The following is a 1,366-nucleotide window of genomic DNA, read 5'->3' as shown; positions in this document are numbered from 1 at the left end:
CTTCCACTCATGCAGCACGGTTCCCGCGCATGGCATTGCGGAGCTCGCGCAGCCCGAACCCGGTTTCACCATCGTCGGCTCGAAATCCTACGGCCGTGCCCCGACCTTCCTGATGGCGACCGGCTACGAGCAGGTCCGCTCGGTGGTGGCCGATATTGCCGGAGACCATGCCGCGGCCCGCGAGGTGCGGCTGGTGCTGCCGGAGACCGGCGTGTGCAGTGCCGTCGGTGTCGCGACGGTATCGGAAAGCGCCGGCTGCTGTGGCGGGCCTGCTCCCGCCGCTGTCGATGCCTGCTGCGTCAGGGATGCGGACGCCAAGGCAACGGGCGCGTCGGGTTGCGGCTGCGCAACCGCGCCGGCCACCGAGACGCGAGAGAATATGGCGGCCGGCGTCGATGCCTGAACGATCCGTCCTGCGCAAGGCGATCTGGGCGCTTGGGCTGACCCAGATCATCGGCTACGGCACGCTCTATTACAGCTTCTCGATCCTGGCGCCGGCAATGGCACGCGAGTTCGGGCTCACGGAAGGCTGGGTATTCGCAGCCCTGTCGGCCTCGCTGTTTGCCGGCAGCCTGTTCGCGCCGACTGCCGGGCGGTGGGCCGACCGCTTCGGCGCCGGCCGCATCATGACCGTCGGCTCGGTCGCGGCGGCTGTGGCGCTGGCGCTGTGCGCCGTCGCACCCGGCCGCGTGAGCTTCGTTCTGGGATTGCTGGCGATGGAACTGGCCTCCAGCTTCGTCCTCTACAGCGCTGCCTTCGTGGCGATCGTGCAGGTCGGGGTTCCCCGGCCGCAACGCAGCATCACCCATCTGACGCTGATCGCCGGGTTTGCCTCTACCCTGTTCTGGCCGCTGACCTCGGCGCTGCATGCGCATCTCACATGGCGCGAGGTCTACCTTTTGTTCGCCGCTCTCAATCTCGGCCTATGCCTGCCGATCCACGCCTGGCTGATGCGCCTGTCGCGTCGCCACGCAACGGTCACGCCGCATGAGCGCGGTTCCGCCCCCCATGAAGCGGGAATGCCGCTCGATGCGCGGCGCGGCCGGGCCGCATTCCTGCTGATGCTGGCGGGGTTCGCCACCGAAGGCTTCGTGCTGTCGGCGATCCTCATCCACATGGTGCCGCTGACGGCGGCCCTTGGGCTCGGCACCGCAGGCCTCTTCGTCTCGACCCTGTTCGGGCCGGCGCAGGTCGCTAGCCGGTTGATCAACATGCTGTTTGGCGGGCGGCTGCAGCAGACGCACCTTGCCGTCATTGCCGCGTCACTGCTCACGGCCGGGCTGTGTGCGCTGTTGCTGACCACGCCATGGCTGCCCGGCGCCTTCGTGTTCGTATTCCTGTTCGGCCTCGGCTCCGGCCTCACCAG

Annotated in this window: 1 protein-coding gene and 1 pseudogene; both read left to right on the top strand. The window is 68.5% G+C overall.

All coding sequences use genetic code 11. From position 1 onward, the window contains the following. A pseudogene (locus EN925_RS36020) lies at positions 1–403 on the top strand (flavoprotein); the annotation flags it as partial. Then, positions 396–1,366 (top strand): arsenite efflux MFS transporter ArsK (gene arsK / locus EN925_RS36015; protein ID WP_128337379.1); only part of this gene is annotated, 971 nt, incomplete at its 3' end. The pseudogene EN925_RS36020 and the gene arsK, both read left to right, overlap by 8 nt.

The organism is Mesorhizobium sp. M7A.F.Ca.US.006.04.2.1 (genome assembly GCF_004022915.1).
In the GTDB taxonomy this organism is placed as follows: domain Bacteria; phylum Pseudomonadota; class Alphaproteobacteria; order Rhizobiales; family Rhizobiaceae; genus Mesorhizobium; species Mesorhizobium ciceri.
This window is presented reverse-complemented; position numbering and strand designations above follow the sequence as displayed.